The organism is Arthrobacter sp. zg.Y820, from assembly GCF_030125555.1.
Lineage (GTDB): Bacteria > Actinomycetota > Actinomycetes > Actinomycetales > Micrococcaceae > Arthrobacter_B.
This window is the reverse complement of record NZ_JASKLX010000008.1, coordinates 109,433-132,353: the sequence shown is the minus strand read 5'-3', so window position 1 is coordinate 132,353 and position 22,921 is coordinate 109,433. Positions and strand designations below refer to the sequence as shown.

Genomic DNA, 22,921 nt, shown 5'->3' with positions numbered 1-22,921 from the left:
TCCGCAACGGTGCGATGACATCTCGGGAACTCCGTCATGAAGCCTTCAGGCTCCTGAAACCCACAGCACTGGTCAGCTCGACGATCTGCAGGGTCCGGCTTTAGTGGCAGGAACCTCCGCTCTTTAGATCACGCCCTTATCCCGTTGGGACTTCCGAGCGTCCGGGTCTGCAGTCTGCTAGCCTGACCAAACAAGCGCTAGACAGAGGAAATCCATGCTCGCCGACCTGGCCTTCTTTTCATTTGTGGAACTCACCGATGCCTCTTCGCACGGGGCCTACAACCGCTGGCACCAGCTCGACCACCGGCCGGAAAACCTCGCGCTTCCCGGTGTGGCCTGGGGAGACAGATGGGCCCGCGTAGCTGACCCGGAGGCAGCGCTGTCGCGGGGGAGTGCAGCAGGCCGCACTGGATCAACGACCGGCGCCAACTCCCCGAAGGGCGCTGACGCCCTGGCCGGCACCGACTATGTCGCGATGTACTGGTTCCGGTCACCCGCCGAGGAGAGCGTCACGGCCTGGAACAACCTCGGAGAGGCTTCCTTTCAATGGGGCCGCGGCCCCATCATCCCCGGCGTTCGGCGTCCGCTTCTCGGCTTCTTCCGCCCCGTCAAGGGGTATGCGGCACCTCGGGTGCTGGTGGATCCGGACGTGCTGCCCTACCGCCCCAACCGCGGCCTGCACCTCACCCTGACCCGCTACGCCGAGCCGCACGGACTCGACACCCACAGTTCTTTTACCTGGGAGGACACCCGGCTGATCCCGGAACTGCTCAACGTTGACGGGGTGGCCGGGGCCTGGACCTTCTCCTTCAGCCATCCGCAGCAGCACGGCACACTTCCGTTCACCGCCACATTCGCCGAACCGCCGGGCGGCCTGCGGATCAGGATGCTCTATCTCGACGAGGACCCCGGCACAACAGCTGAGTCCGTTCGAAAAGCGGAGCGCAGGCTTGAAACGGCTCCGGACGCCCCGCGGGACGTCGGCGAGGTGCTTTTCTCCTCGCCCCTGAGCACCATCATTCCTTGGCAGGACTGGTGAGCACCTCCTTGCCCGGAACGGGCAGCCGCCAGCCGACAACCGACAACAAAACCGCAGGAGCGCAGATGACGCTGACCGAAACTTCCATCAGCATTGAGTCCACCAACGGAGTGGCATGGCTGCGCTTCAACCGCCCTGACACGCTCAACGCCGTGTCCACCGCCGCCCTGGCGGAACTCGCCGAAGCCCTCGAATCGGCCCGGGACGCTGACGCCGTCGTCATCACCGGGGCGGGACGTGCCTTCTGCACCGGCGCGGATCTCGGCACCGACGTCAACGGGGCGACTGTCGCAGCAGCCGGGGAAGTGGTGTCACTGATCGCCGCCATGCCGGCGCCGGTCATCGCGGCGGTGAACGGGCCGGCTGCCGGCGTCGGGGCCTCCATCGCCTTCGCCTGCGATCTGGTGCTCGCCGCTGACTCGGCCTTTTTCCTGCTGCCGTTCCTGCCCCTGGGCCTGGTGCCCGACGGCGGTGCGACCCACGCCGTCGTCACCGGCGCCGGCAGGACGCGGGCGGCCCGCATGGCGTTCGGCGGGGAACGCATTCCGGCAGCCCTCGCCGCGGAATGGGGGCTGGTGGGCGAGGTGGTGCCGGCTGCGGAGTTGGAGGCCCGCGTTGGCGAGGTGGCCAGCCGGCTGTGTTCCGCACCGCGCGCTGCGGTGACGGAAACCAAACGGCTGCTGCGTGCCGCCGAGGCCCCGGCATTGGCCGCAGCCCTGGAACGGGAGCTGGAAATTCAGTCGGACCTGCTGGGCAGGCAGGAGTATGCCCGGGCCCGCGAAGGATTTCTGGCCCGGAAGCCTGTGGATTTCCGCGGCGAGCGCGGCTGAAGGTTGTCGGGATGCCGGACCAAGTGCTTGCTAGACTCTCGCCATGAGCAGCAATGGAGTGCGCACTGTCCGCCCGACGAGCGCCGGGCAGCAGACGGCGCTGCAGTCCTCGCGGCTGCCCCGGCCTGAACTCGTCGCGGACAACGTGTGGGCCATAGCCGCACCCATCCCCGAAGGCGGTGTCACCTACACTCTCAGCTACGTCCTGCTCAGCGGCGACTCGGCGTCCTTCTCCATCCTGGACCCGGGCTGGGACTCACCCGGGAACCTTGATGCCCTTCACCGTTCCCTGGGGCTGATCGGGCTTACCCTTGAACACCTCTCCACCGTCGTCGCCACCCATCACCACCCCGACCACCTCGGCATCGCAGCCACGCTCAGAGCCATGACGGGTGCGAGGGTGGTGCTCTCCCGCGAGGAGCGGGCTGTCCTGACACATCAGCTCAGCCCCGAGCTGCGAAGTCCGGCGTCGTACAGCCGGGTCCTGGAGGCATGGGGAGTACCCGCTGCACGCCGGGGCGAGCTCACTGCTGCATTTGCGCGGCCGCCGGCGTTTTCCGACATTGAGCCGGACCTGCTGCTGGACGACGGCGACATGCTGGATCTGGGCTCCCACAGCTTAACCGCTCTCGCGACACCCGGTCACACGGGAGGCCACCTGTGCTTCGCCGACAATGAGCGCAAGCTCCTCTACACCGGCGACCATATACTGCCGCAGATCCACTCCGGGTTTGGGCTCGGTTCCCGCCCCGGAGACAAGCCGCTGCCTGATTACCTGGCGTCGCTGCAGTCCCTGCAGCGGTTCGGCGGATATGAGGTGCTGCCGGGGCACGAGTTCCGCTTCCGCGGACTTGACGCGCGCGCCGCCGAAATTTGCTCGCACCATCTGCGGCGCACGCAGCGGATTGCGGATCTGCTGCCGGAACTCGGGGACGCGTCCGTGTGGGACTACTCGTGTCGGCTGCACGGAGCGGGCTGGCCCCGCCTGCACGGGTTCTTCCTGCATGCCGCGCTCCGCCAGACCGAGCTGCACCTCGAGCTGGCCCGCAGCGGACTCCTCGAAGGGCTAGTTGCGCGCTGTCCCGAACCGGGAACTGAGACGAACACCGGGGACTTCCCGTCCGTTTCAGCCGGCTCCGCCGGCTAGGCATTGCCGCAACAGGACCTGTGCGAAAGCCCAAGCCAGTCCGCAGGGCCGGCAGCGAATATCTTCGACGAGCTGGAGCAGCTGCTTGTCGTGGGAGGATGGCCGTCCGATGTCGCTACAAAGGCAATCGCGACTATCGAATCTCGCGCCGAGCTTGGGACGTTCACTCCTGGTCAGATGCTTAGGGAAATGACCTGTGTGCCGCGTTGCCTCGAATCGGAGTTCCTCGGCCCACGAAACTTCTTGCCTTGCTCTCTCGTCTTCGTGCGCGGAAACAATGCGCCTGCCGCGAATCCAACTGCTGCTACCAAGGCTGCCAGGCAAGCGAAGGCTGCAAGGTTGAGCCCGATAGACCATACGTCGTTGGACCGTGCCACGTTGAAGAGCAGAGTCCCGGTCACGCCCACAAAAGCCAGCGTAACTCCGGTTTTTGCATCGGCGTGCCGGATCCATTCATTCGTCGTAGACAGGACCTTCCACGCGTGATCTGGTTGGGTTGGTTCAGGTACTGCTTTACGCTGGCGCACTAGTGCCTTCTATTCTTTGGTCGTCCGCATCAGACCCTACGAGGAAGAGGAAGTAATCCAGTGCTCGAGAGGGCTCGAAGCCATTTCGAGTGCAGAGACAGTAGAATCACAATCAACCATCCTTCTGTGGGCGCATAACACGCGTTCCAAATGCTTGGGTTAGCTGCAGGTGACCTGGTCCTCGGTAGATCTAGCAGCACACTAAACGACTTTGCGCAGACCTTCCGACGCATCCTGAAGATGGTGCTCGACCTCGTGGAGGACAAAGGATGAAAAGGACTGCACTGTGAATTCTTTGCCGTCCCCGCGGAGTCCTGCGCGTTCCCAGGAACTGGAGGGAACTTGGTCGAATACGCGAGCAGCAAGTTCCAATTGGCTCTCGAGATCTGCAGACAAGGCGAGCCTGTCCGAGTTCAGATCCCTTTACCGGATTTCATGATCAGACCGATTGTTCCAGGTACGAATCGAAGACCTACGCCACCGTAGGATGCCGCGTTGATGGTAATCGGCTGAATGCTTTCCAGCTCAGAAAGATTGAAAACGTAGCGCTTCAAGGGATGCAGATTCAAGACCAGCTGCTGTTTGTCAGTTGAAGTCTCGAGTTTGGGAAGAACGACGATGGCACAGCTCAGTCCGATGACTAACATTCCGGTTATAGATGTCACCAGAACCTCCCCCTCTGAGAGACCCATGACGAAGACCGCACTTCCGATGACGACCCCCGCGCCAATGATCCAGGCCTTGAGAGGCCCCCGAAATCTCAGGGTCTCAACCTTGTGCATGTTCTAAAGTTCCTTCCATTTGGACTCCGCGACGTCTCGTCATACACTGCTTCGCTTTGCAGAGAATCCCACCTCCGCAAACCGGTCCACGCACCTTTGGCCAAAAGTGTGATCGTCTGTGCTCCCGCAGTAGGGCACTACTTTGGTACGCATTTCTGGCAGTGCAGCTTGTTCTCTTTGTAACCATCAGCCTGGGGCTCGGGTTCCTCCTTTTCTGACTCTCCGATCACGGCCATAAGAGTGCAGCAGGAGCACTAGCCTCTGTCTCTGGAGCGACACTTGGCCTGATAACCCTGGTTGGCCCGTTCTGGCCGCCATTCATTGGCTTCATCGTTCTCATGGCTTATGTCGCTGCTACGTACCTGTTCCGGTGGATCCGATCCCCGCGCCGATCCCTCAAAGGGATGACACTATTCGCTACTGCCACCCGCAGAGGTGACCAGAGGCTTCACCGTATCCCCCCCATGACAGGATCTCAGCGCCGGCCACACATAGTTCAGATGCAGTTCTGGCCTGATATCAGCCGTGCGACGAAGGCGGATACATGCTCCAGTACGTAGCCTTGCATCATGAGAGTGAAGCTAATCAATGGTTCGACCTACTCGATCATCAAACGCGCACCCGCACTTGGCCGACGAGACTACGTATGGGTAGGTGATAACGGCCAGGAGATTGAGCTTACGGATGAAGAGGCTGCTCAGCTTCTGTAGGAGATCCGTCTGATCATTCCTCCGGGACGGTCGGTGCTCCGATAGACGTTCTGCTCGCGGGCCACTAGGCGTTCGTGGTAAGGATTCGAGACCGGACACCCCGTCCTTAGCGCCATTGGGCAGCGAGGCGGTCGAAAGGCTCTGGGATGATGGCCTGATGTACATAGACGTGGGCGATGGCGACGAACCGGTGCTGATGCTCCACGGAGCCGGTGTCAGCGGGTGGATGTGGTCACCCACGCGTGCGCTGTTGAACTCTGCAGTGAAAGCGATCGTTCCCGACCTCCCCGGATTTGGCCGCAGTGCTTCCTATCCGTACGTTTCGCACAAGGCCACCGTCGAGGAACTGCGCGCAGTCATAGAAGGTTACGCTCCGCAGGGAGCGCACATCGTCGGGTTCTCGCTAGGAGCACAACTGACGATCTTGCTCGCGTCGGAGGTGCCCCACCTCGTACGGAGCGCAACGGTAATCAGCGCAGAAACCAAACGCGCCCCGCTTCCCGGTCCCACGCTCGGTCTGCTGGCACTGGCTGCACCACTCTCTCGTCAGCGGTGGTTCGCCGAAGCTCAAGCCCGCCAACTCGGTATCCCGAAGGACCTTTGGGCTGAATACCTGCACGACAGCGCGACGACCTCTCGCGAAACCCTCCTGGCCAGCGTCGGCGAGAACATTCGATTCACACTTCCCGCAACATGGAGCGACTACCCGGGCTCCGCCAGCGTCCTCGTCGGCGCACGGGAGAGGAAACTGATGCACGACTCTGCCGGTCTTACCTCGTCAGCTTTGCCCGGGAGCACCCTGCTCACAGTGAAGGGGGCTGCGCACGACATCCCGCTCTCAGACCCACGTGTCGTCGTGTCGGAACTCGGTCGCCAGATGAGCGACTGGCGGACGCGCCCATAAGCCCATCCTCTACAGCGCCACTCAGCGAGGACTGGAATGATAGATGTCCCGCTCACGGATTGGCGGCTACTCGAGGAAGTACCCCTGCTCTGTGTGAGGAGGTAGGTGCATGCGTCGCCGTCTCCAGCTAATCCAGTGTTCGGCTAAGCATCAGCCCGTCTGATCAGCTCGCGAGCAGAATCTCGTACCGGAACTTGACCGAAGGACGCCGGTACTGATCGCCGTCCTCGGTTGGGGTCACATCGAGAAGGTCAATCCAACACAATGCGCCGTGCTCATTCAGAAGAAGCACGGCGTCTCCCGGTCTAGCGTCGACTACCCGGCCAGGGATCAAGTGGTCCTCGGCGGCGCCACTGAAGGGTCGTCCACCACGGCTTATCCCGACTGCTTTCACCGGGTCCGAATAGACGGCGACAACGTCCCCACTCCGCTCAGACGCCATGAACCCGAAGCAGTACTCTCCATGACCGAGCACGTAGGTTTCCCCGGGTGCCCATTCGTAGTCGAAGAGGATCTCCCCGGTCGGTGCAGGACTATGCCAGTTGCCCGGATTGCGCAGCGTATCGATCTTTTCAAGTCGGCGCGCGCGAGCCCGGAGCATGGCGACGGTGGTCTCGCTATCGCGGCGGCCAGGAAGTCCCTCAATCCACCGCCAGAGCTCCTCCACTTGCGCGCTGCCGGGGAACCAACCCTGAGCGGGATCGGCGTTGAAATCGAAACCGCGGGGTTTCTCCTCGGCGAGCCATTTGGGAAGCGTCGTCTTCGGATTCCCCTTGAAGAGAATGCCAAGCCATCCCTGCGGCTTCGTGGCGAAGACAGACGACAGCCAGCGTGTCTCGACTCCTACCCCAGACGTAGGACTATTATCGGCACGCTCCACGTAGTTCTCGTCAACCACCAGAAGGACGCGGTCTGAGTCTGTGGCAAGTCGCATGAAGCCGTTGAGGCTATCCGAGTAGTTAACGTCCGCGTCGATAAGGACTTCGTAGCCCACGGCCTTGAGATGCACAGCGAGAAGATTCACCCACTCCCGATGGGCGTTGGACGTCCAAGCATATGAGATAAACAGCTTCACAAATTGCTCCACAGATAATAGGCGACACGGTCCTCACCTGGACTATATGCCACTAGATCCGGCGGCACTGTCGCGCAGTCGCGGCGCTTGAACGTGCGTGTACCAAAGCGGGACGCGATCGCTCCAAGATGTCGGCACTCGGGCATCGGCAGACGCGGTCAGCCTGCTGTGTAGCGCCCTGGTGCGTGGACTCGATAGCGGATCTTGCGACTAATCAACGTGCTCATGATGGGCCAGCAGCGTCGTAGCGAAGAGGATGGTTATCCGCTTCGTAGCGGAGCCTGCGGGCCTCGACGCTCAGAAGCTGACGCCCGTGGAAACGGCCGACCTGATCCAGCAGGTTGCAGAGCTCTATCCGGCCCAGCGGAGACGCCTTGATCACGTGATCTGGCGCCATGTTTACGGGCGGGATACGGTCAAGGCCGATGAGTTGGTCTAGCATCGCTACTGTTGCGAGACGAGGTCTCATGGTTGAAGAATGGCGGATGACCATCTCCGACCATGACACGTACATCGCTGCGGCTCCGGAACAGTTCCGCCCACTGCTGACCACGTTGCGTGCTCAGCTCGCGCGTACCCTGCCGGACGCGGAAGAGGTCATTGAGTACAACATGCCGGGGTTCCGAATTGGACGATCGATTGTCGCCAGTTACGCCGCCTTCAGTAAGCAATGCGGCCTTTATCTCGCCCCAGGCGCCATCACCGCTCATGCCGAAGACATCGCCGCCGCCGGGCTGAAAGCCACCAAAACCGGCATCAAATTTCCCGTGAACAAACCCATCCCTGACGACCTCGTCGAACAGCTCGCCCTAACCTCGCGGAAGGACGTTGGGCTGTAACGCTGTGGACGATCCCTTAGCAAGGCGGGGGCAGCAAGGCCTTACCTGGCGCTTTTCGCCGGGTTGCGACCGGCGTCGCGGCTTGAGGAGGTGTTAGCCCGGCGACCGATGAGGAACCAAAGAAGCGAACCGATCACGGGGAAGACAAACACCACGAGTACCCAAAGCGCCTGTGCGAGGCCGGTGAGATGGTGAGAGCACGCAATACCGATGACAGCCGCTACAAAGAGGAGCAGTGCAAGCACGCCAATCCCTACAACTGTGAACTCCCACTGAGTGGGCACGATCGGATTTGCACCTTCAGCTGCTGTCCATACCAGCACTACAGTCCCCCTTTGTTTGGGCCCGCGAGATACGGACGCTACTCCAACCTAGTGCTGATCTCGAGTTTCCCACGGGATCCGCGTACGGATGTGGGATCACTTCGTCCTGGCCGTGCGCCATGTACCGTGTTGGCCATGAAGAATCTTCCGCTGTCGCTCACGCTTGCCGCTGTATCCGGTGTGCTCACCCTCAAAAGCCCGGCCGGTTGGTCCCCGGGGGCGCGCCGCGTCTACGTTCTTGCGCCCGGCGCCGCCATTGGCATCATCGCCGCGGCAGCCGTGTGGAAGGGCAGTCAGAAAGGGAGGGAGCAGGCTTCCGCCGGAAGAATCGATCTTGTCACTCCGGCCGCTTCCCGCTCCACCGACGGCACTGCGGGCACCGCACCCCTCCCTTCCTATGTGCGCGCAGACGCCCGCCCGGCAAGGCTGCCGGCAATCGGATTGGCCGTGCTGGCGGCGACGGTGGGCATCACCGTGAGCGGGGTCTTGGCAGTGAGCCTGGTGCTGGATGAGCGGCTTGAAACATGGTTGCTCCGGCGCGGGGTGGCTCGGCCGCGGCGTGTGATGGCGGTCATCGCGGCCATGAGCTCCCTGGTCCTGGACCAGATGATGGATTCGAAGGGTCCCGAGGATGCCCGTAAGTAGAGCCGCCGCATCGCCGCCCAATGGCTAATTGACTCTCGAGCCGTCCAAGTTACCCCCATCGCCTCGGTGTCATGCCGTTCAGAGGTCCGTTGCCGGACGAGCGGATATCCCAAGCAGCCGCTTCCATGAATCGTGAGAACATCCCTGAGTGACCGACGACACTTTGCTTGAACTGCCGCCCCTATATGAGTCCTTGACCTGGCTCACCCCGCTTTCCGAGGAACGTGCCGCTCACCTTGTGGCGTTCTTGTCCGACCCGGCTGAGGTTCTGGACATGGGGTGCGGATGGGGCGAACTGCTACTTCGGGTTTTGACGGCGGCCCCGCAGGCACGGGGACGCGGAGTGGACAGTGCTTCCGCATCCATCGACCGGGCGAAGCAACAGGCATTGGCTCGTGGGCTGCTCAACAGAGCGACTTTTGATTCGACGCCCGGGGCAGAAGCTCAGGCTCGCCCCGCAGATGCCGTCATCTGCATCGGCGCGAGCCAGATCTGGGGGCCGCCGGTATTAGAGGACGCCCAGCCGCTCGACTATGCCGCAGCCCTGCGCGCCCTTCGAGCCCTGGTGCTCCCCGGCGGCCGACTCGTCTACGGCGAGGCGATCTGGTCAGCAACACCTCATCCGGCTGCTACCGCCCCTCTGGCTGGACGTGATGACGAGTACCTGACAGCGGATGCGCTACGCGAGCAGATCCGTGCCGCTGGTTTCGAGGTGGTGGACGGCGACCAGGCAAGCGTTCAGGAGTGGGACGTCTTCGAGGCCGGATATCGCGACAGGTTTACCCGCTGGCTAGAAGCACATGATGCCAGCCATCCCGCCGCAGGGCAGGTCCGTCGGCAGTATGTGGAACAGCGCGCTACATATGAACAGGGCTACCGAGGCGTACTCGGGATGGCGTATTTCTGCCTAAGGGGGTAGAAGTCCACAGCAACCCACCGTTCACCTGGCGCGCAGGCATGCTGGCGTTCCACCAGGGGATCCTCCACAGGGCGGGACTCGGTGCTCTTCAGTGAGCCCGTGCGATGGGCCGTTCCCAGAGGGTGACGGTACTGCTGAGTTTGTCGTAGTGGTACGGTTTTCCGTTCGCCGGTCGGCAGGCATCCGAGTGCTCGCCAGAATGGTTCCGCTGCAGCCGCGTTCTTCTCGACGATCCCGAGCCGCAGGCGTTCGGCGGACGATTGCCGGTGAACGCGCGCAAGAACCGCGTCGTGGAGCTCTCGTCCCAAGCCCTTCCCAGGGTGGTCGCCGTGCACGATGAAAAGTCCGATATAGGCCGCGGCGGGATCAGGGTAACCGAAAAGGATGTCGGCAAAGGCGACGAGGTCGGCACCATTCCACAAGCCGGTTCCACGCTTGCCCGCGGAAAGTTGAGTGGTACGGAGATCAAGGCGCTGGGGGCGTCCGCCGGCCCCGGCGGATAGCCGGCAATCCGCTCGGCATAGTCCGGGACCGATTCGAGTAAATTCTGCAGCGCGCCGACATTGGCAGGCCCTAAATCGCGGATGGTGTTTATCACGTCACCCAGTTTGCCACCTACCGCTTGACTCCCTGAGTGGCCGTAAGAGGAACCCTAGCCGGGCAACGTTGAACAGGATTGAAATCTTAGTTGTCTGTGATCCGCTTGAGTGCCGCGATGTGTGCGGTGAGGGCTGCGTGTCCTTCTTTTGTGAGGGATAGCCACGTCTTCATGTAACGGCCCGATCGCTGCTTATCGATACGAACGTAGCCAACATCAGAGAGTCTGGTGAGCTGTCGTGAAAGCTCAGCGTCGTTCGTTTCAATTGCGTCGCGAATGGCGGCGAACTCAGCTTCGCCCACTCGGGAGAGAGCGTCGAGGATGGAAAGCCGGAGAGGAGAGAGTAGTTCTTTATCGAGCTCGGATCGTGGGTGTGCCATTAGTGGGCCGCTCGGTTTCCTGTGACGATGAAGGCGACAGGCGGGGTTGCACACAGGATTGCCGCGGGAATCCAGAAGCCCGGTACTTGCGGGTAGAGGTACATGCCTGTGATGATCGTCCCGGCGAAGAACAGAGCCCAGAAGCCAATAGTAAAAAGGTAGCGGCGAGAGAACGCCCGGTCGCGTGCTCGTGCGGTTGCGCCGACGAGTGATACCGGAATGGTTGCGGCGACTATCGCGGTGGTTCCAGCGACGACAGCACCGATCGACGGGACCAACCCAATGATGAGCAGCCCGAAGGCAGTAGCGGCGGCCAGGCTCACCATCGCGACACGCATTGCATACACATCTTTGTGCATTTTTGCGGCCAGCCGGTCGGTTTCCGCGATCGTGATAGCGGCGTCTTGGGGGCTTACCTCATAGGGGCTCACGAGCGTACTCCTTGCTACAGTGGACGGGGTATTTGCAAGCATCGCATGTACTACGCAAGCATATTCAAGGCGCGAAACTACTACCCTTCAGATCCCTTCGGCCTGGCGGTGGCTTTGTCCTTTGCGAAAGGGATCCTCCTGCGGAGCGTCCAACGGTTAGTTTGTCTATGCTCGCTGAGCTAGCGCTCAGGAACTGCCCGATCTGGTTCATCCTCAGGGCGGCCGGCGTACCACTCATGGAACTCGGAACACCGTCCCGAGTCATCAAACCGTAAAAACCACATGTTGTCGTATGCCGTGACCACGCGATCACTGCCCGGTTGGTAGAAGACTGTTCGGCCATGAGCGACAACTCGGTCACCCTCAATGGCGACCGGATAGTACTTGGCATCAAAGGACTCACCTACGAAGGCGTCGCGCTCACTCATCCATTCAGCAACGATCTCTTCGCGTCCTGATGCCCGCATCTGGAAGGGGTAGTGCCACTCAGCAGTCTCTGACCAAAGGTCCGCAATCTGTCGTTCGTCATAGGACTTCCAGGCTGCCACGTATGCATCAAGCCACTTCTGCGCGGTGACCCTGGTAATCGATACCGGAAGGATAGGGGTGTCGTGCCACTCGGGTTGATGCAGGAAGCTCACCATCCCCAGATCATATCTAGAGAACTGACATTGGATACGTCCGTAAGCCCGTCGTTGACTGGGACAGCCGATGTCGGCCGGCGGCAGAACGGGGAACGGATTTCGGGGAAGCCGACGGTTATTTGACCCTTCTCTTTTGCCGGACGTGTTCGCAAGGCCGGGCAGTCCCGGGTGCGGCCGGTTGAGTCGGGTCATGAGCACGCGGCTGGTGCAGCTGATTGGTCGTTAGGCAGTCCCATAGACTACGTCGACGGCAGCGGAAATACTTCGAGCATGCGTTAGGACGAATAGTGGATACAGAAACACAGGTCGATGAACGAAGTGCCAGACAGCCCTCAATCATCGACCGCGTCTTTTCAATCGTCTTCTTGGTCGCGCAGCCGTTCGTCGCCGTCGTGCAGTACTTGATTATCGCCCTCGGCGCGTCCGACTGGATGGACGGAACCCGTTCAGTACCGCACTGGGCGGCAACGACTGGCATCGTTCTGGTCTTCCTCATCCCACTCGCGGCGGCAGCAGCCACGCTCGTGATGCTCGCCCAGCGCCGGATCGCGTTCTGGGTACCGCTCCTCGCGATGGTGGTTACGACCGTGATGGTCCTCGTCCTCTCCGCATATGCGCAGAAACCTGACATCTAGTAAACCTTGAACGCATCTATGTCAGACGCACACAAGGTGTTCGCTGAGAATCCTTTTCAAGGTCACCACGCGGGGTTAGCAGGGGGGAGGCCGCGTACTACTCACCTAAAGGTGTCCAGCCTGACGGTAAAGGCCCCCAAACGGTCCCTCGCTTGATGTCTGCTTGAGCTGACCAGCCCTGTGCAGATTGCCCCGTATGAAAAAGGCCTTTGGCTACTCGGAGGCCGACGTCGGGATGCTTCATCCCGGGTGCTCCTCCCCGCCGCGTGGACGCCCGAACACTCCAACGTTTGTCAGCAAAACCACCTCCACGGAAGACTCGGTAGTCTCCATATCGTGCTGGGTCGAGCAGATCCCAGCACCATTCCCAAGCGTTCCCCAGCGTGTCATACAGGCCGAAAGTGTTGGGCTGCTTCAATCCGACAGCTTGAGGTTCATCCACTTGATCGTCGGCAGTCCATGCGATCCGCTCGAGGGACCCGTAATGCGGCCCCGTCGTACCGGCCCGGCAGGCATACTCCCATTCGGCTTCCGTCGGCAGCCGGTACCCGGAAGCTTCAGTCTGCCAAGTCACATTGCCCTCATCCATTGTGTAGACGGGCACGAGTCCATCGTAGATTGATGCCGTGTTGCAGAACCTGACTGCATCCAGCCAGCTCAGATCCACCACGGGCGACATGGAGCTTGGTTTATCATCGCCCATCATCTGGGCGTATGTGGCCTCAGTAATGGGAACAACTCCGATGGAGAACGGTTCGAGCTTCACGGACCAGTGACGTCGGCGTCGCGCGTCATGCAGATCCACCGCTCCTGCCGGCAGAGGGCGAACAGCGAGAGTAGCCATTCCGCCATGCTCTCACCGAAGCAAGGACGAATGTCGTATGGCGGTAGCCGATCCCTCAACGGGCCGTGCACATAGGAGGTTACGGATTTCGAGCCGGATCAACGTCACAACGTCTGGTTAGGATTAGGGGTGACCAGCCTAGCCACCTTGTGGCCACCCTTCGGATTAGTTCTCTCCACTCCACGTTTGGTTCTGCGACCGATCCAAGATGCGGACTTGCCCGCTGCCGTGGAAGCCGCGGAGGCTGGCATACATCCCCCAGGGCAGATGCCTTTTTCCCATCCGTGGACGGAGGCACGCCCTGAAGATCTTTCCGCAAACACTGCACGACGGATTTGGCGGGCACGTGCAGAATCGACACCGGAGAAGTGGGCACTCCACTTCGGAGTCTGGAGAGGCAACGACTTTGTCGGGTGTCAGGACTTGAGTGCCGAAGGGTTTGGCACACTCAAGACGGTGTCAACGGGCTCCTGGCTCCGCCAAGATGCTCAGGGCCAAGGCCTCGGCAAGGAGATGCGAACAGCAGTCATCCTCTACGCATTTGATTGGTTAAAGGCGAACACCGCTGTCTCCGAGGCAGCAGTCTGGAACTCGGCTTCTCTAGGTGTGTCAAAATCTTTGGGTTACGAGCCCAATGGGATTTTCAGGGAATCGTGGAAACCTACGGAAGTAACAGAGGTTCAGTACCTGCGCCTTAGCTCGGAAAGGTTTATACGGCCCGCCTGGAACCTCGACGTGAGAGGACACGTACGTTCCGCAGACTATCTTGGGATTCTCCTTAGCGACGGCTAGGTTCAGCCGCTGGTCTTTTTTGAGAAACCACCCACACTCACAAGGCGACCTCAAGTGCCCGTGAGCCTGTCGGCTTACGGGCACTCGATTGTGCCGTCGAATATGCTGGCGTGATGGCACCCCGGCGGCTCGGCATAATCCTTCTATGCGTTGGTGCGGTCAATGAGTTCATTGGAACCATGTTGGTCATCCAAATCCCGGCCGAGCGAGTACACACGGCGGACCAGAGTTTTTCCGTTCGGCTTGGGATCCGTTGCTGTGGTAAGTGAATGACAACCACATAGGATTTATGAATGGGCCGTAGACAGCAGTACAGCTTGGAAGCCATCCGAGACGAGATAATCGCCGCAGCAGAGGAGCTACGTGCTGCGGCCCGGACAGAGCAGGACAAGCAACGAATAGAAGTTGCCGACTGGCTCGACGAGCAATTCATCGATATCGCAGACCGAGGCATTTTGCTTGAGGCAACGCGAAAATGCTCTCACCTTGGACCATGGCGGGATGGGGTCGTTTCAAGATGTCGGCACCGCGGCATCGGCACACACGGTCAGTCGGCTGCGCCGCGCTCTGGTGCGTGGGCTCGATAGTGAATTTGGCAACTCGTCAACGTGCTCATCATGGGTCGGCAGCGTCCTGATGAGGGATCGCCTAGGCATGGCCGTGGTTGACTCCCTATCTGAGTTGCCTAGGCTGGCCAGATGGAAACTGAAGCGGAACCGGGATACCTCGGAATGCCCAAAGGCTGGTTCTACCGCGCTCTAATAGGGGGAATGATTTTCGGCGCAATATTCGCAGGTGTTACTCAACAATGGTGGATTATGACCATCACCGTTCTTATAGCTGTTGCTGTTGGCAGCGTCTGGTCCGTTCTGCGACGTCGGCGATGTGGCAACGTGGTAAAGGGTGACTGACATCCGCACAGTAAGTTCACCAATCGTTCTGCGACATACCAACTATTTCCTACCTTACAAATGGTCGCATCCACGGCCAAAGACTGCCCACCGCAGGCATTCCGAGCGCCCGGTGATGGACCGGCTTACGGACGCTTGCGCGAATGGCATTAGCATCACACTCATGAGATCCATACGTCCTTGACCTGTTCCTTTTGCTCGCCTCGCGGTTATCGTCACGAGCCTGATGTTGTTGATCGCCGTCTTCAACGTTTTTGCCAACACAGACAGAGTCGCCACATGGCTTCCCCTCTTTGTCATGATGCCGTGGCTGCTCTACATGGGTATATGGAGTTTGCGGAACCAGAATCGAACGTAGCCGGATTAGAGTTGCGTTCGTCCCTTCAGCCCGCCCGCAGGCCGATCCCTCAGTGATCGTCCAGAAGCGATTAGTTTCGAGTATTGCGGAAATCTGCAAGGACCCAATGTAGTGTGCGGAAAACAACGTCAGCTGCAGGCCTCGTCGCGAGGAAATCCTGATCAAGCGGGGGAATCGTCGTTTCGTCTTACTACTTGCTGCCATTGCGGCGGTGGTTGCAGGCGTTGTGGCAATATTCTCGCGGCCGGGCACCTGTACTGATTTTGTTGCTGTGGCGGGTGAATGCAGTCTTGGGCCGTCGCTGTCCACCATCATTGTGGCGGTACTCCTCTGGAGCCTAGCGGTATCGCTTTTCTACGTATGGTGGAGCGACGATCGGCGAGCGTGAAGGCGAGCTCAGGATCCCGTCGCTAGTGTCTTTTGCCTTCGTCTGGCCCCAATGGCGTCCGCTCTTGTTTGCCCCGTCCATCCCTCATAACTTAGGCGCAGGATGGGCGGGAGAAAAACGCATACGCCGACAAGGATTCCACACCAAGCTTGGAACCTATTTCCATAACGGGACGAGGATGACGGGCTCAAGTTCTGACCTGCCGCTGGGGCTCACGCATACCAGGAGTCTAATCACCACGTTGATTTTTGATAGACCTGTCCGCAAGCCGACCCGCTTACGGGCAGGACCGGGGCCGTGACCAGTAGGATCAAGCGGTAAATATGGCCGAGAAAAGTTAAGGAGCCGTGAAAGGTTTGGGTCATGCGTGTTGAGCTAACTAGATTCCGTGTTCAGGCTGGGAAACAGGATGAGGTAGCTGAGTGGATGGAGTTCTTGCGGTCGCATATGGAGGCTGTGCAGGAGACCCTCGAGCCAGAGCAAATGTACGTGGAAACGATCTTCTCGGAGACTCTCGACGGCATCGACTATCTCTATTGGTACAGCGTGCGGGGCGAGGGCGGTACTGACCTTTATGAGTCTTCGCACTGGCTTGATGCCAAACACATCGAGTTCTGGAAGTCCTGCATTGATCCTGCTTTTACTCCTGTCGACCTCACTGCGCAGGTGACGATGATGCCCGCCCGTGTCATCGACTCCATGCATCCGCTGCCGCAGAAGCAATCTCCTGGGCCCTTACCAAAGCGGAAACAATGAGCGTATGAGCCGGTCACAGGCCTGCGTCTCGCTGGAGGATGCGCTTACGAGATCAGCCGGCCATGAAATGCCGTGAAACCATCCCGTCTATTGTTGCGACCAAGACCGCTGAAGCTATGGCTTCAGCGGTCTTTTGTGCGTTTAGGGGACTGTGGTTGGGGCGGCGGTAACGACGGTGTTGTGCGTGTATTCGAGGATGCTGCCGGTGTTGTCGATGGGTCCGCCGCACGTGATGAGGACGAGCTGAGGCGGGCCGGCGGGGGCAAAGAGTTCCTGGGGGAGTCCGGTCTTGGTGAGGGTTTCTGCGGTGTTCGCTTTGTATTCGTGCCGGGTACCCGTGGCGTCCGTGACGTAGACGGGTGTGCCTTTGGTGATCTTGGCGAGGGGTTCAAGGGCCCCGAGCCGTCTGCGAAGTTCACGTGTCCGGCTATGACCGTGGAGCCTTCGGTAGCTCCCAGGGAGGCAGCTCCTGTGTACCTGGTTGTCCTGTCCGAGGTTGGAAGGACGAGGGCACCGGAGGCGTCTATGTCGGATTCAGCGACGGGGGCGGTGATCCCCAGGAGGGATAGCGATGGTGGAGGGCGGCATTTCCGGGGGAGGTTCGGTGCCGGTGTAGGTGTTCGGGTCTGCTGCGGCGAAGGGCTTAGCGGCGGTGGGGGCCTGTTGGTAGGTCGGCGGCTCTCCGAGGCCCTGGCTACCGGCATAGATGGTCGCGGTGCCGCCGAGCAGGGCCAGGACAGCCAGGGCGGGACGTAGGTACTTAGCGGAGCGGCCGCGGCGGGTTGCCGGTTTCGTGGTGGCTGTTTCCTGTTCAGCAAGCGGCATATCTGCGAGCGCACCTTTCGGTTATGGGAGAGCCGGGAATCAGGCTTCTTCCTGTCTGCGCGGGGCGGTCGGCAAATGGCAACTTTACAGTTGCCGCTTTCGGGGTGCTTAGAGGGTGAGAGGGCGCCGGAGAGGGTGCCTACATGAGGAACAGGTGACGTGGGTGCGTGAGCGGGATGTTGTGCGGGAGATCTTCCCGGACGGAATGGACACCTGGTGCGAGGACAAGATCCTGTTGGCCGTGGTGAGTAACGCTGACCGTTACGGCATCGCTACAGGCAATGTCACGGCTAATGGGACTCCGGAGCCCTTGGGTATCGAGGAGTTGGCTAAGCAGGCGCAGGTGCCCCTGACAGCGGCGCGGGCTGCTGTGGCCAATCTGGAGGCTTCACGGGCGTTGACCCGCTTTGAGTCGAAAGGCTCTGACGTGTGGGTGTTGGCAGCTCCGGAAGATGACCTGGCTGTCCCTGGGCCGAGCCTTACCGAATGCCCCAAGATCAGCGAGGAAGGACAGTAATGGCAGAACAACAAAGCCGTATTGGTTCTACAGCCGAAGTCCGCGGCGAGGGGGAGTCGTGGGTGTTGGCTGACGGCACCCGGACAACCAGCGCGAAAGCAACGCTGGAGCTGCTGCGGAACTCCCGGCCGGCTGAGCAGTTCCCTGTCCTGGTCACCGTCACGGACGGTGATGAGACGTATGCTCTCAAACTCGGTGCTGACGGTACGGCAACGCTTGTTGAAGAGGGACAAGACGCTAAGACAGGGCAGCGGATCTGGACCGCAGTGCGCGAGCGTTGGTGGGCGATCCCGGCTGCCGCTACGTTGCTTCTTTCGTTGTTCCTCGTTCCCGCTCTCGCGGGTTCAGGGGAAAAGAGTGCTGCCCCTGAGAGTGAGAGCGGAGATTCTGCGGCGGCGGTTGCTGGTGATGTTCTTTGGACTATTCCCGACTCAGCCAAGCTCGTTGGAAGCACCGCGGATCTGGTGGCTACCTATGACGATGGCAAACTCAGTCTCCGCGAGGGGCGATCAGGTACGGAACAGAAGTTCGGTCCTTTTGAGGTTCCCAGCCAGCCGACTCGGGTGCTTGGGCCGGATCTGATCGCGGCCCACACCTCGGGGGTGCGGATGGGGCGCTGATCCGGAGAGACGGTGACGAGCCAGTTTGAAGCGGTGGCGACCAGCGTGTCATCGGCGTACCGCCACATCTTAAAGTCAAAGCGCACCGAGGACGTGCCGATTTCGCCGACCCGGAGTTCAATCGTCATCTCCTCAAAGAGCCGGGCCGCGCTGAGGTAGTCGCACCGGGTTGCCCGCGAGACGGTCCACCAGCCAAACCGCTCCAGCAGCGTGTCCTGCCGCAGGCCGTTCAGGAACAGCCATTCCGTTTGCAGGCCTCCATCCGGGGAAACCATGCTGCGTAATAGAGGATGCCGGCGGGGTCAGTGTCCGCGTAGCTCAGCCGCTGCGTGTGCTGATGCAGCGGCGGACGCCGTTCGGTCACCGGTGCTGCGTTCAGGGGAACCGCTCCCATGAAGTGTCCTCGTCGTTGTGGATAGGTCTGCGGAGGCGGGCAGCTCCTGATCGGTCCGGCCCCGTCCGATGGAGCACGGCTATGACGGCCGTTCGATGCACTGCAGCGCGCCGCTTACAAAGATAGCGCTTGCTTGGTTTTTGGTCTACGGTGACACCAGACGCAACGAAGCGCGAACCCGTTTGATCACGGGATCACCGGTAGAAGGGACAGCACGATGACTGGCTACTCACCCGAATCGGCGGACATCGCCGAGTCGTTGCGCCCCGAAAGATGTCGGAACGTCCATTTCACACCGCCGCGCAACAATCGCCGACCCGCAGGGCACCGATGATCAAGTTTCTAATTCGAAAATTCGCCATGGCATTGCCCCTCCTCATTGTTGTGCCGTTCCTGGTGTTCGCGATGATTGAGCTCGTCCCTGGGGATCCCGCCGCGATCCTGGCGGGTGAGAACGCCGACCCAGTGCAGATCGAGGCCGTCCGCGAGAATCTGAACCTCGGTGCACCGCTAATTTTGCGCTATGGCGAATGGCTGTTGAATGCCGTCCAAGGCGATCTGGGGGTGTCCTTCACCTCTGGCACCGCCGTCATTGACCTGCTCGTCCGCAGTCTTGGCGCGACGCTTTCGCTGGTAGCGCTTGCGCTATTGATCGCTGTGGTCATCGGAGTTTCGCTCGCGGTCGCCGCCGCCGCACGCCCGCACGGCAAGCTGGATCGGATTGTCAGCGCGGCATCTGCCCTCGCAATCGCGATGCCGACCTTTTGGCTGGGTTTGCTTCTCGTCTCGCTCCTGGCTATCCAGTTTCCGCTCTTTCCGAGTTTTGGGTATGTGTCTCCTCAAGAAGGAATCGTTGCGTGGTTGGCGCACCTTTTCCTGCCGGCACTGGCCCTCAGCGTGCTCCCCGCCGCCGAAATTGTCATGCAGCTTCGATCTTCACTTCTGAACGCCATGACGACCGATTACGTGCTTAACGCCCGGGCCAAGGGGCTGGCGCCCTCGAGCGTGTTGTTCAAGCACGGAATGAAGAATGCGCTCGTGCCTGTCGTCACTGTGTTCGGCTTCCGGGTCGCCGAAATTCTGGGTGGCACCGTCGCGATTGAATTTATTTTCAACATTTCGGGGCTCGGCCGCCTTGCGCTCGATGCCGTCCAATCCCGTGACATTCCAGTCATGCTTGGATTTGTCCTATTCACGACTCTCGTGGTCGTCGTCGTGAACTTACTTGTCGACCTTTCATATGGATACTTGAGCCCGAAGGTGCGCGCATGACCGATCCAGTCCGAGTAATGCCGGTTTCCCCCAAGGAAACGGTCCAGGAGATCCGCCCCGCTCGAGCTAAATCGGGTGGAGTGCGCTGGCTCTGGAAAAAGCCAGCGACGCTGATGAGTGCGCTGTTTATCCTTCTGCTGATCTGCGTCGCCGCGCTGGCACCCGTCATCAGCCCGTACGAACCAGATGCACAGAACTTGGTGGACCGTCTCGCCCCACCGTCTCCCGAACACTGGCTTGGCACCGATGAGTATGGAAGAGACGCCCTTAGCAGGCTGATTTTTGGCGCACGGGTCTCCCTTGTGGCGGCGCTGCAAGCTGTGTCAATCACGCTAATCCTAGGGTTGCCGGCGGGAATCATCGCCGGATACGTGGGCGGCTGGTTCGACACGGTTATGAACCGGATCATGGATGTGCTCATGAGCGTCCCCTCGCTCGTACTCGCTCTGACCATTGTTGCGGTTCTGGGTCCGGGCATAACCGAGGCGATGCTCGCCGTCGGTATCGTGCTGACTCCCCGCACCTTTCGTGTTGCGCGCGCTAGCACGCTCGAGGTTCGAAATGACACCTACATTGAGGCAGCCCGGGCCGTCGGAGCATCAACGGGGCGGATCATAGTGCGCAACGTCCTCCCAAATGTGACACCGCCGATCATTCTGGTTTCGGCCGTCTCTCTAGGAACGGCGGTTTCTGCAGAGGCCAGTCTGAGTTTCCTTGGCCTGGGTGTGCGGCCACCGACGGCAAGCTGGGGCTCGATGCTCGACAATGCGGCCTCGACGATGGGAATCGCTCCCTTGCACGTCTGGCCCCCGGGCATCGCCATCTTCCTTACGGTGCTGGCGTTCACCTACCTGGGCGAAGGAATGCGCGCGGCGCTCATCCGGACCCGTTCGAATGGAGTGGAATCATGACCGAACCAAAGCTGCTGAGCCCGGATGCCAGCACAAGCGGGTCAGCCGGGAGCCTGCTCGAGGTCGAGGGACTCTCGATCGAGGTTACGGGCACCCAAAGTGGAAAAATGCGCATTGTCGATGACGTCAGCTTTTCAGTGGCGCGGGGGTCCAGCGTCGCACTAGTTGGGGAATCCGGTTCCGGAAAGACGGTTACCGCGCTCTCAATCATGGGGCTCAGCGGGGCAACGGGGACAGGGGTCGTCGGAGGCTCCATTCGGTTCGACGGGATCGATATCGTGACAGCTTCGGAGCGAACGAAACGCTCCATCAGAGGTGCACGTATTGGAATGATCTTCCAGCAGCCGACCCGCAGCCTTAACCCTGCGTACTCAGTCGGTGACCAAATCGCGGAATCAGCACGTCGGCATCTTGGGCTCACCCGCAAAGAAGCCTGGAACAGGGCCGTCCAGATGCTTGATCGTGTGGGGATCGCCAACGCGGCGGCTCGGGCGAGGGAGTATCCCCACGCGTTCAGCGGCGGAATGTGTCAGCGGGTGATGATCGCGATGGCCATGGTCTGCGAGCCCGAACTACTCATTGCCGATGAGCCGACTACCGCACTGGACGTGACCGTGCAGAGGAAAATCCTGGATCTCATCACGGAGATCCAGCTGGAAACCGGGGTCTCAGTGCTGTTTGTGTCCCATGACCTGGCCGTCGTGGCAGAATTCTGCCAGCGCGTGGTGGTTATGTACGCCGGAAACGTTGTGGAAGATGGTCCTGTCGACGACGTCTTTTTCGAACCGGCGCACCCTTACACGTCCGGACTGTTGGGGGCGATCCCTCGCCCGGAAGTCGACACGGGTGGGCGCATGCTGTCGATACCCGGTCAGCTGCCCGCAGTCGGCACCGTCTTCCCGGGATGCAGGTTCGCACCGCGCTGCGATTTCGCCGTCGAGGATCTCTGCACGCGCGCGGTGCCGCCGATGCTGCACGTCGGGGCGGCACACGAGGCCAAGCATGCAGCGAAATGCGCGCGGGTCTCTGAGCTCACACTCGCGGGGGTCATCTCGTGAACCTGCTTGAGGTTCAGCATCTTTCGAAAACCTTCGCCAGACGCGGCGCACTGATGAGGCAACAGGTCCCACCCGCCCCTGCTGTCGACGACGTTAGCTTTACGATCCGCGAAGGCGAGTGCCTCGGGGTGGTTGGAGAGTCCGGAGCCGGCAAGTCTACGCTCGGACGTTTGGTGCTTCGCCTTATCGAACCGGACAAGGGCGCGGTTCTCCTTGCGGGCACGGACGTGCGATCCCTGAAGCGGCGTGAGCTGCGCGCCTCGCGCGAGCATATGCAGATGGTCTTCCAGGATCCGTACAGCTCGCTTGACCCTCGAATGACGATTCGTGCATGTGTCGCCGAGCCGCTCAGAGCGCACACTCAAATGCCGCGGATGGAACGCGACCGGCGAGCAGCCGAGCTCATTGAAACGGTGGGTCTGAGTTCCCGTTATCTCGAGCGCTACCCTGCCGAATTATCCGGAGGGCAGCTCCAACGCGTCTCCATCGCCCGAGCCATCGCTTTGAAGCCCAAGCTCATCGTCTGCGACGAGCCGGTGACCGCACTCGATGTGTCAGTTCGAGCCCAGATCATAAACCTGTTGCAGGATCTCCGTGCCGAGTTCAACCTGACCTACCTCTTTGTGAGCCATGATCTGGCACTCGTGGAGATTATCGCTGATCGGGTGCTGGTCATGCGCCATGGCCGCGTGGTCGAGACGGCGACTGCAGCTTCACTCTTCGCAGATCCCCAGGATCCATATACCCGTGAGCTCTTAAATGCCACGCCCAATCCCGTCCCGCCTCGTCGAGGACGGAAATAAGCCCACTCAGTGCGGGGAGGTGCTCACCTCCCCGCAATGCCAGC

Annotated in this window: 28 protein-coding genes and 2 pseudogenes; 17 read left to right on the top strand and 13 right to left on the bottom strand. The window is 60.7% G+C overall.

The annotated features are described in order from the left end of the window. The first annotated feature begins 214 nt into the window (after window positions 1-214). Genes QNN99_RS08145 through QNN99_RS08135 form a run of 3 tightly spaced genes read left to right on the top strand, consistent with a single transcriptional unit; the run spans window position 215 to window position 3,016 of the window. Window positions 215-1,039, top strand: coding sequence for a hypothetical protein (locus tag QNN99_RS08145; protein WP_229965968.1), 825 nt, complete (start codon window positions 215-217; stop codon window positions 1,037-1,039). Beyond that, a complete protein-coding gene (locus QNN99_RS08140) occupies window positions 1,036-1,869 on the top strand; it encodes an enoyl-CoA hydratase-related protein (RefSeq protein WP_229965967.1) in 834 nt (277 codons plus the stop codon). The genes QNN99_RS08145 and QNN99_RS08140 overlap by 4 nt, the downstream gene beginning before the upstream one ends. A 43-nt stretch (window positions 1,870-1,912) precedes the next feature. Then, window positions 1,913-3,016 (top strand): MBL fold metallo-hydrolase, encoded by a 1,104-nt coding sequence (locus QNN99_RS08135; protein WP_229965966.1) that lies wholly within the window; start codon window positions 1,913-1,915, stop codon window positions 3,014-3,016. Between the two features lie 173 nt (window positions 3,017-3,189). Here QNN99_RS08135 and QNN99_RS17495 read toward each other — a convergent pair whose 3' ends face one another. Together QNN99_RS17495 and QNN99_RS08130 are read right to left on the bottom strand one after the other, a co-directional pair. Beyond that, entirely contained in the window at window positions 3,190-3,543 is a 354-nt protein-coding gene (locus QNN99_RS17495; RefSeq protein WP_502858885.1) for a Pycsar system effector family protein, read from the bottom strand. 413 nt (window positions 3,544-3,956) lie between these two features. Beyond that, window positions 3,957-4,325 (bottom strand): hypothetical protein, encoded by a 369-nt coding sequence (locus QNN99_RS08130; protein WP_229965965.1) that lies wholly within the window; start codon window positions 4,323-4,325, stop codon window positions 3,957-3,959. Window positions 4,326-5,192: 867 nt separating this feature from the next. Between QNN99_RS08130 and QNN99_RS08125 the strand changes: the two genes are divergently transcribed. Further along, window positions 5,193-5,939, top strand: coding sequence for an alpha/beta fold hydrolase (locus tag QNN99_RS08125; protein ID WP_229965964.1), 747 nt, complete (start codon window positions 5,193-5,195; stop codon window positions 5,937-5,939). Between the two features lie 163 nt (window positions 5,940-6,102). Here the strand turns inward: QNN99_RS08125 and QNN99_RS08120 are convergent, their stop codons facing one another. Beyond that, complete coding sequence (locus QNN99_RS08120) at window positions 6,103-7,014, bottom strand: toll/interleukin-1 receptor domain-containing protein (protein ID WP_229965963.1); 912 nt, start codon at window positions 7,012-7,014, stop codon at window positions 6,103-6,105. A gap of 253 nt (window positions 7,015-7,267) precedes the next feature. Here QNN99_RS08120 and QNN99_RS08115 point away from each other — a divergent pair. Beyond that, window positions 7,268-7,453, top strand: a pseudogene (locus QNN99_RS08115) (DUF8548 family protein); the annotation flags it as partial. A 46-nt stretch (window positions 7,454-7,499) separates the two neighbouring features. Next, window positions 7,500-7,853, top strand: a complete 354-nt coding sequence (locus QNN99_RS08110; protein ID WP_229965962.1) for an iron chaperone — start codon at window positions 7,500-7,502, stop codon at window positions 7,851-7,853. A 41-nt stretch (window positions 7,854-7,894) separates the two neighbouring features. Here the strand turns inward: QNN99_RS08110 and QNN99_RS08105 are convergent, their stop codons facing one another. Next, complete coding sequence (locus QNN99_RS08105) at window positions 7,895-8,176, bottom strand: PLD nuclease N-terminal domain-containing protein (protein WP_229965961.1); 282 nt, start codon at window positions 8,174-8,176, stop codon at window positions 7,895-7,897. 135 nt (window positions 8,177-8,311) lie between these two features. Here QNN99_RS08105 and QNN99_RS08100 point away from each other — a divergent pair, with 135 nt between their 5' ends. Further along, window positions 8,312-8,821 (top strand): hypothetical protein, encoded by a 510-nt coding sequence (locus QNN99_RS08100; protein WP_229965960.1) that lies wholly within the window; start codon window positions 8,312-8,314, stop codon window positions 8,819-8,821. Between the two features lie 148 nt (window positions 8,822-8,969). Continuing rightward, window positions 8,970-9,740: an SAM-dependent methyltransferase gene (locus tag QNN99_RS08095; protein WP_229965959.1), complete on the top strand. Its 771-nt coding sequence runs from the start codon at window positions 8,970-8,972 to the stop codon at window positions 9,738-9,740. Here the strand turns inward: QNN99_RS08095 and QNN99_RS08090 are convergent. The 4 genes from QNN99_RS08090 to QNN99_RS08075 all read right to left on the bottom strand — a co-directional run bounded on the left by QNN99_RS08090 (window position 9,695) and on the right by QNN99_RS08075 (window position 11,793). After that, a complete protein-coding gene (locus tag QNN99_RS08090; RefSeq protein ID WP_442860495.1) occupies window positions 9,695-10,162 on the bottom strand; it encodes a GNAT family N-acetyltransferase in 468 nt (155 codons plus the stop codon). The genes QNN99_RS08095 and QNN99_RS08090 overlap by 46 nt on opposite strands. Before the next feature lie 262 nt (window positions 10,163-10,424). Then, window positions 10,425-10,718, bottom strand: coding sequence for a transcriptional regulator (locus QNN99_RS08085; protein WP_231712725.1), 294 nt, complete (start codon window positions 10,716-10,718; stop codon window positions 10,425-10,427). Beyond that, window positions 10,718-11,149, bottom strand: coding sequence for a hypothetical protein (locus QNN99_RS08080; RefSeq protein WP_229965956.1), 432 nt, complete (start codon window positions 11,147-11,149; stop codon window positions 10,718-10,720). Before QNN99_RS08080 ends, QNN99_RS08085 begins: the two co-directional genes overlap by 1 nt. Window positions 11,150-11,328: 179 nt before the next feature. Then, on the bottom strand, window positions 11,329-11,793 hold the full coding sequence (locus tag QNN99_RS08075) for a nuclear transport factor 2 family protein (RefSeq protein ID WP_229965955.1): 465 nt from the start codon (window positions 11,791-11,793) through the stop codon (window positions 11,329-11,331). Between the two features lie 287 nt (window positions 11,794-12,080). Here QNN99_RS08075 and QNN99_RS08070 point away from each other — a divergent pair, with 287 nt between their 5' ends. Continuing rightward, window positions 12,081-12,428: a hypothetical protein gene (locus tag QNN99_RS08070; RefSeq protein WP_229965954.1), complete on the top strand. Its 348-nt coding sequence runs from the start codon at window positions 12,081-12,083 to the stop codon at window positions 12,426-12,428. Between the two features lie 97 nt (window positions 12,429-12,525). Here the strand turns inward: QNN99_RS08070 and QNN99_RS08065 are convergent, their stop codons facing one another. Further along, window positions 12,526-13,272 carry a formylglycine-generating enzyme family protein gene (locus QNN99_RS08065; RefSeq protein ID WP_229965953.1) on the bottom strand — a complete coding sequence of 249 codons (747 nt, stop codon included), beginning with the start codon at window positions 13,270-13,272 and terminating at the stop codon, window positions 12,526-12,528. 129 nt (window positions 13,273-13,401) lie between these two features. On the opposite strand from QNN99_RS08065, the gene QNN99_RS08060 reads away from it, so the two are divergent. Together QNN99_RS08060 and QNN99_RS08055 are read left to right on the top strand one after the other, a co-directional pair. Continuing rightward, a complete protein-coding gene (locus tag QNN99_RS08060; RefSeq protein WP_229965952.1) occupies window positions 13,402-14,064 on the top strand; it encodes a GNAT family N-acetyltransferase in 663 nt (220 codons plus the stop codon). 2,020 nt (window positions 14,065-16,084) lie between these two features. Then, window positions 16,085-16,477 carry a DUF6176 family protein gene (locus QNN99_RS08055; protein WP_229965951.1) on the top strand — a complete coding sequence of 131 codons (393 nt, stop codon included), beginning with the start codon at window positions 16,085-16,087 and terminating at the stop codon, window positions 16,475-16,477. Window positions 16,478-16,618: 141 nt separating this feature from the next. On the opposite strand, the gene QNN99_RS17490 is transcribed toward QNN99_RS08055, so the two are convergent. Together QNN99_RS17490 and QNN99_RS08050 are read right to left on the bottom strand one after the other, a co-directional pair. Then, window positions 16,619-17,011, bottom strand: coding sequence for a class F sortase (locus QNN99_RS17490; protein WP_442860500.1), 393 nt, complete (start codon window positions 17,009-17,011; stop codon window positions 16,619-16,621). Beyond that, window positions 17,012-17,302 carry a hypothetical protein gene (locus QNN99_RS08050; RefSeq protein ID WP_229965950.1) on the bottom strand — a complete coding sequence of 97 codons (291 nt, stop codon included), beginning with the start codon at window positions 17,300-17,302 and terminating at the stop codon, window positions 17,012-17,014. A gap of 163 nt (window positions 17,303-17,465) precedes the next feature. Between QNN99_RS08050 and QNN99_RS08045 the strand changes: the two genes are divergently transcribed. Continuing rightward, a complete protein-coding gene (locus QNN99_RS08045) occupies window positions 17,466-17,819 on the top strand; it encodes a hypothetical protein (RefSeq protein WP_229965949.1) in 354 nt (117 codons plus the stop codon). Continuing rightward, the gene (locus tag QNN99_RS08040) at window positions 17,819-18,439 is read left to right on the top strand and encodes a pyridoxamine 5'-phosphate oxidase family protein (RefSeq protein WP_229965948.1); all 621 of its coding nucleotides are present in this window, start codon (window positions 17,819-17,821) and stop codon (window positions 18,437-18,439) included. The genes QNN99_RS08045 and QNN99_RS08040 overlap by 1 nt, the downstream gene beginning before the upstream one ends. A gap of 32 nt (window positions 18,440-18,471) precedes the next feature. On the opposite strand, the pseudogene QNN99_RS17485 reads toward QNN99_RS08040, so the two are convergent. Together QNN99_RS17485 and QNN99_RS08035 are read right to left on the bottom strand one after the other, a co-directional pair. Beyond that, window positions 18,472-18,714, bottom strand: a pseudogene (locus tag QNN99_RS17485) (acyl-CoA thioesterase); the annotation flags it as partial. Then, the gene (locus QNN99_RS08035; protein WP_229965947.1) at window positions 18,669-18,833 is read right to left on the bottom strand and encodes a hypothetical protein; all 165 of its coding nucleotides are present in this window, start codon (window positions 18,831-18,833) and stop codon (window positions 18,669-18,671) included. The gene QNN99_RS08035 and the pseudogene QNN99_RS17485, both read right to left, overlap by 46 nt. A gap of 273 nt (window positions 18,834-19,106) precedes the next feature. Between QNN99_RS08035 and QNN99_RS08030 the strand changes: the two genes are divergently transcribed. From QNN99_RS08030 to QNN99_RS08015, 4 genes are read left to right on the top strand one after another with little or no spacing between them, the layout of a single operon-like run. Beyond that, window positions 19,107-20,105: an ABC transporter permease gene (locus QNN99_RS08030; protein ID WP_331461765.1), complete on the top strand. Its 999-nt coding sequence runs from the start codon at window positions 19,107-19,109 to the stop codon at window positions 20,103-20,105. Further along, on the top strand, window positions 20,102-21,016 hold the full coding sequence (locus QNN99_RS08025; protein ID WP_229965945.1) for an ABC transporter permease: 915 nt from the start codon (window positions 20,102-20,104) through the stop codon (window positions 21,014-21,016). The genes QNN99_RS08030 and QNN99_RS08025 overlap by 4 nt, the downstream gene beginning before the upstream one ends. Next, window positions 21,013-22,074: an ABC transporter ATP-binding protein gene (locus tag QNN99_RS08020; protein WP_229965944.1), complete on the top strand. Its 1,062-nt coding sequence runs from the start codon at window positions 21,013-21,015 to the stop codon at window positions 22,072-22,074. The genes QNN99_RS08025 and QNN99_RS08020 overlap by 4 nt, the downstream gene beginning before the upstream one ends. Further along, a complete protein-coding gene (locus QNN99_RS08015) occupies window positions 22,071-22,877 on the top strand; it encodes an ATP-binding cassette domain-containing protein (RefSeq protein ID WP_229965943.1) in 807 nt (268 codons plus the stop codon). The genes QNN99_RS08020 and QNN99_RS08015 overlap by 4 nt, the downstream gene beginning before the upstream one ends. Window positions 22,878-22,921 lie beyond the last annotated feature (44 nt).

Coding starts and splice junctions, on each gene's coding strand:
- QNN99_RS08145 (WP_229965968.1), top strand. CDS start 215: ATGCTCGCCGACCTGGCCTTCTTTTCATTTGTGGAACTCACCGATGCC.
- QNN99_RS08135 (WP_229965966.1), top strand. CDS start 1,913: ATGAGCAGCAATGGAGTGCGCACTGTCCGCCCGACGAGCGCCGGGCAG.
- QNN99_RS08130 (WP_229965965.1), bottom strand. CDS start 4,325: ATGCACAAGGTTGAGACCCTGAGATTTCGGGGGCCTCTCAAGGCCTGG.
- QNN99_RS08125 (WP_229965964.1), top strand. CDS start 5,193: ATGTACATAGACGTGGGCGATGGCGACGAACCGGTGCTGATGCTCCAC.
- QNN99_RS08110 (WP_229965962.1), top strand. CDS start 7,500: ATGACCATCTCCGACCATGACACGTACATCGCTGCGGCTCCGGAACAG.
- QNN99_RS08100 (WP_229965960.1), top strand. CDS start 8,312: ATGAAGAATCTTCCGCTGTCGCTCACGCTTGCCGCTGTATCCGGTGTG.
- QNN99_RS08085 (WP_231712725.1), bottom strand. CDS start 10,718: ATGGCACACCCACGATCCGAGCTCGATAAAGAACTACTCTCTCCTCTC.
- QNN99_RS08075 (WP_229965955.1), bottom strand. CDS start 11,793: ATGGTGAGCTTCCTGCATCAACCCGAGTGGCACGACACCCCTATCCTT.
- QNN99_RS08065 (WP_229965953.1), bottom strand. CDS start 13,272: ATGGCTACTCTCGCTGTTCGCCCTCTGCCGGCAGGAGCGGTGGATCTG.
- QNN99_RS08055 (WP_229965951.1), top strand. CDS start 16,085: ATGCGTGTTGAGCTAACTAGATTCCGTGTTCAGGCTGGGAAACAGGAT.
- QNN99_RS08050 (WP_229965950.1), bottom strand. CDS start 17,302: ATGCCGCTTGCTGAACAGGAAACAGCCACCACGAAACCGGCAACCCGC.
- QNN99_RS08040 (WP_229965948.1), top strand. CDS start 17,819: ATGGCAGAACAACAAAGCCGTATTGGTTCTACAGCCGAAGTCCGCGGC.
- QNN99_RS08035 (WP_229965947.1), bottom strand. CDS start 18,833: ATGGGAGCGGTTCCCCTGAACGCAGCACCGGTGACCGAACGGCGTCCG.
- QNN99_RS08030 (WP_331461765.1), top strand. CDS start 19,107: ATGTCGGAACGTCCATTTCACACCGCCGCGCAACAATCGCCGACCCGC.
- QNN99_RS08025 (WP_229965945.1), top strand. CDS start 20,102: ATGACCGATCCAGTCCGAGTAATGCCGGTTTCCCCCAAGGAAACGGTC.
- QNN99_RS08020 (WP_229965944.1), top strand. CDS start 21,013: ATGACCGAACCAAAGCTGCTGAGCCCGGATGCCAGCACAAGCGGGTCA.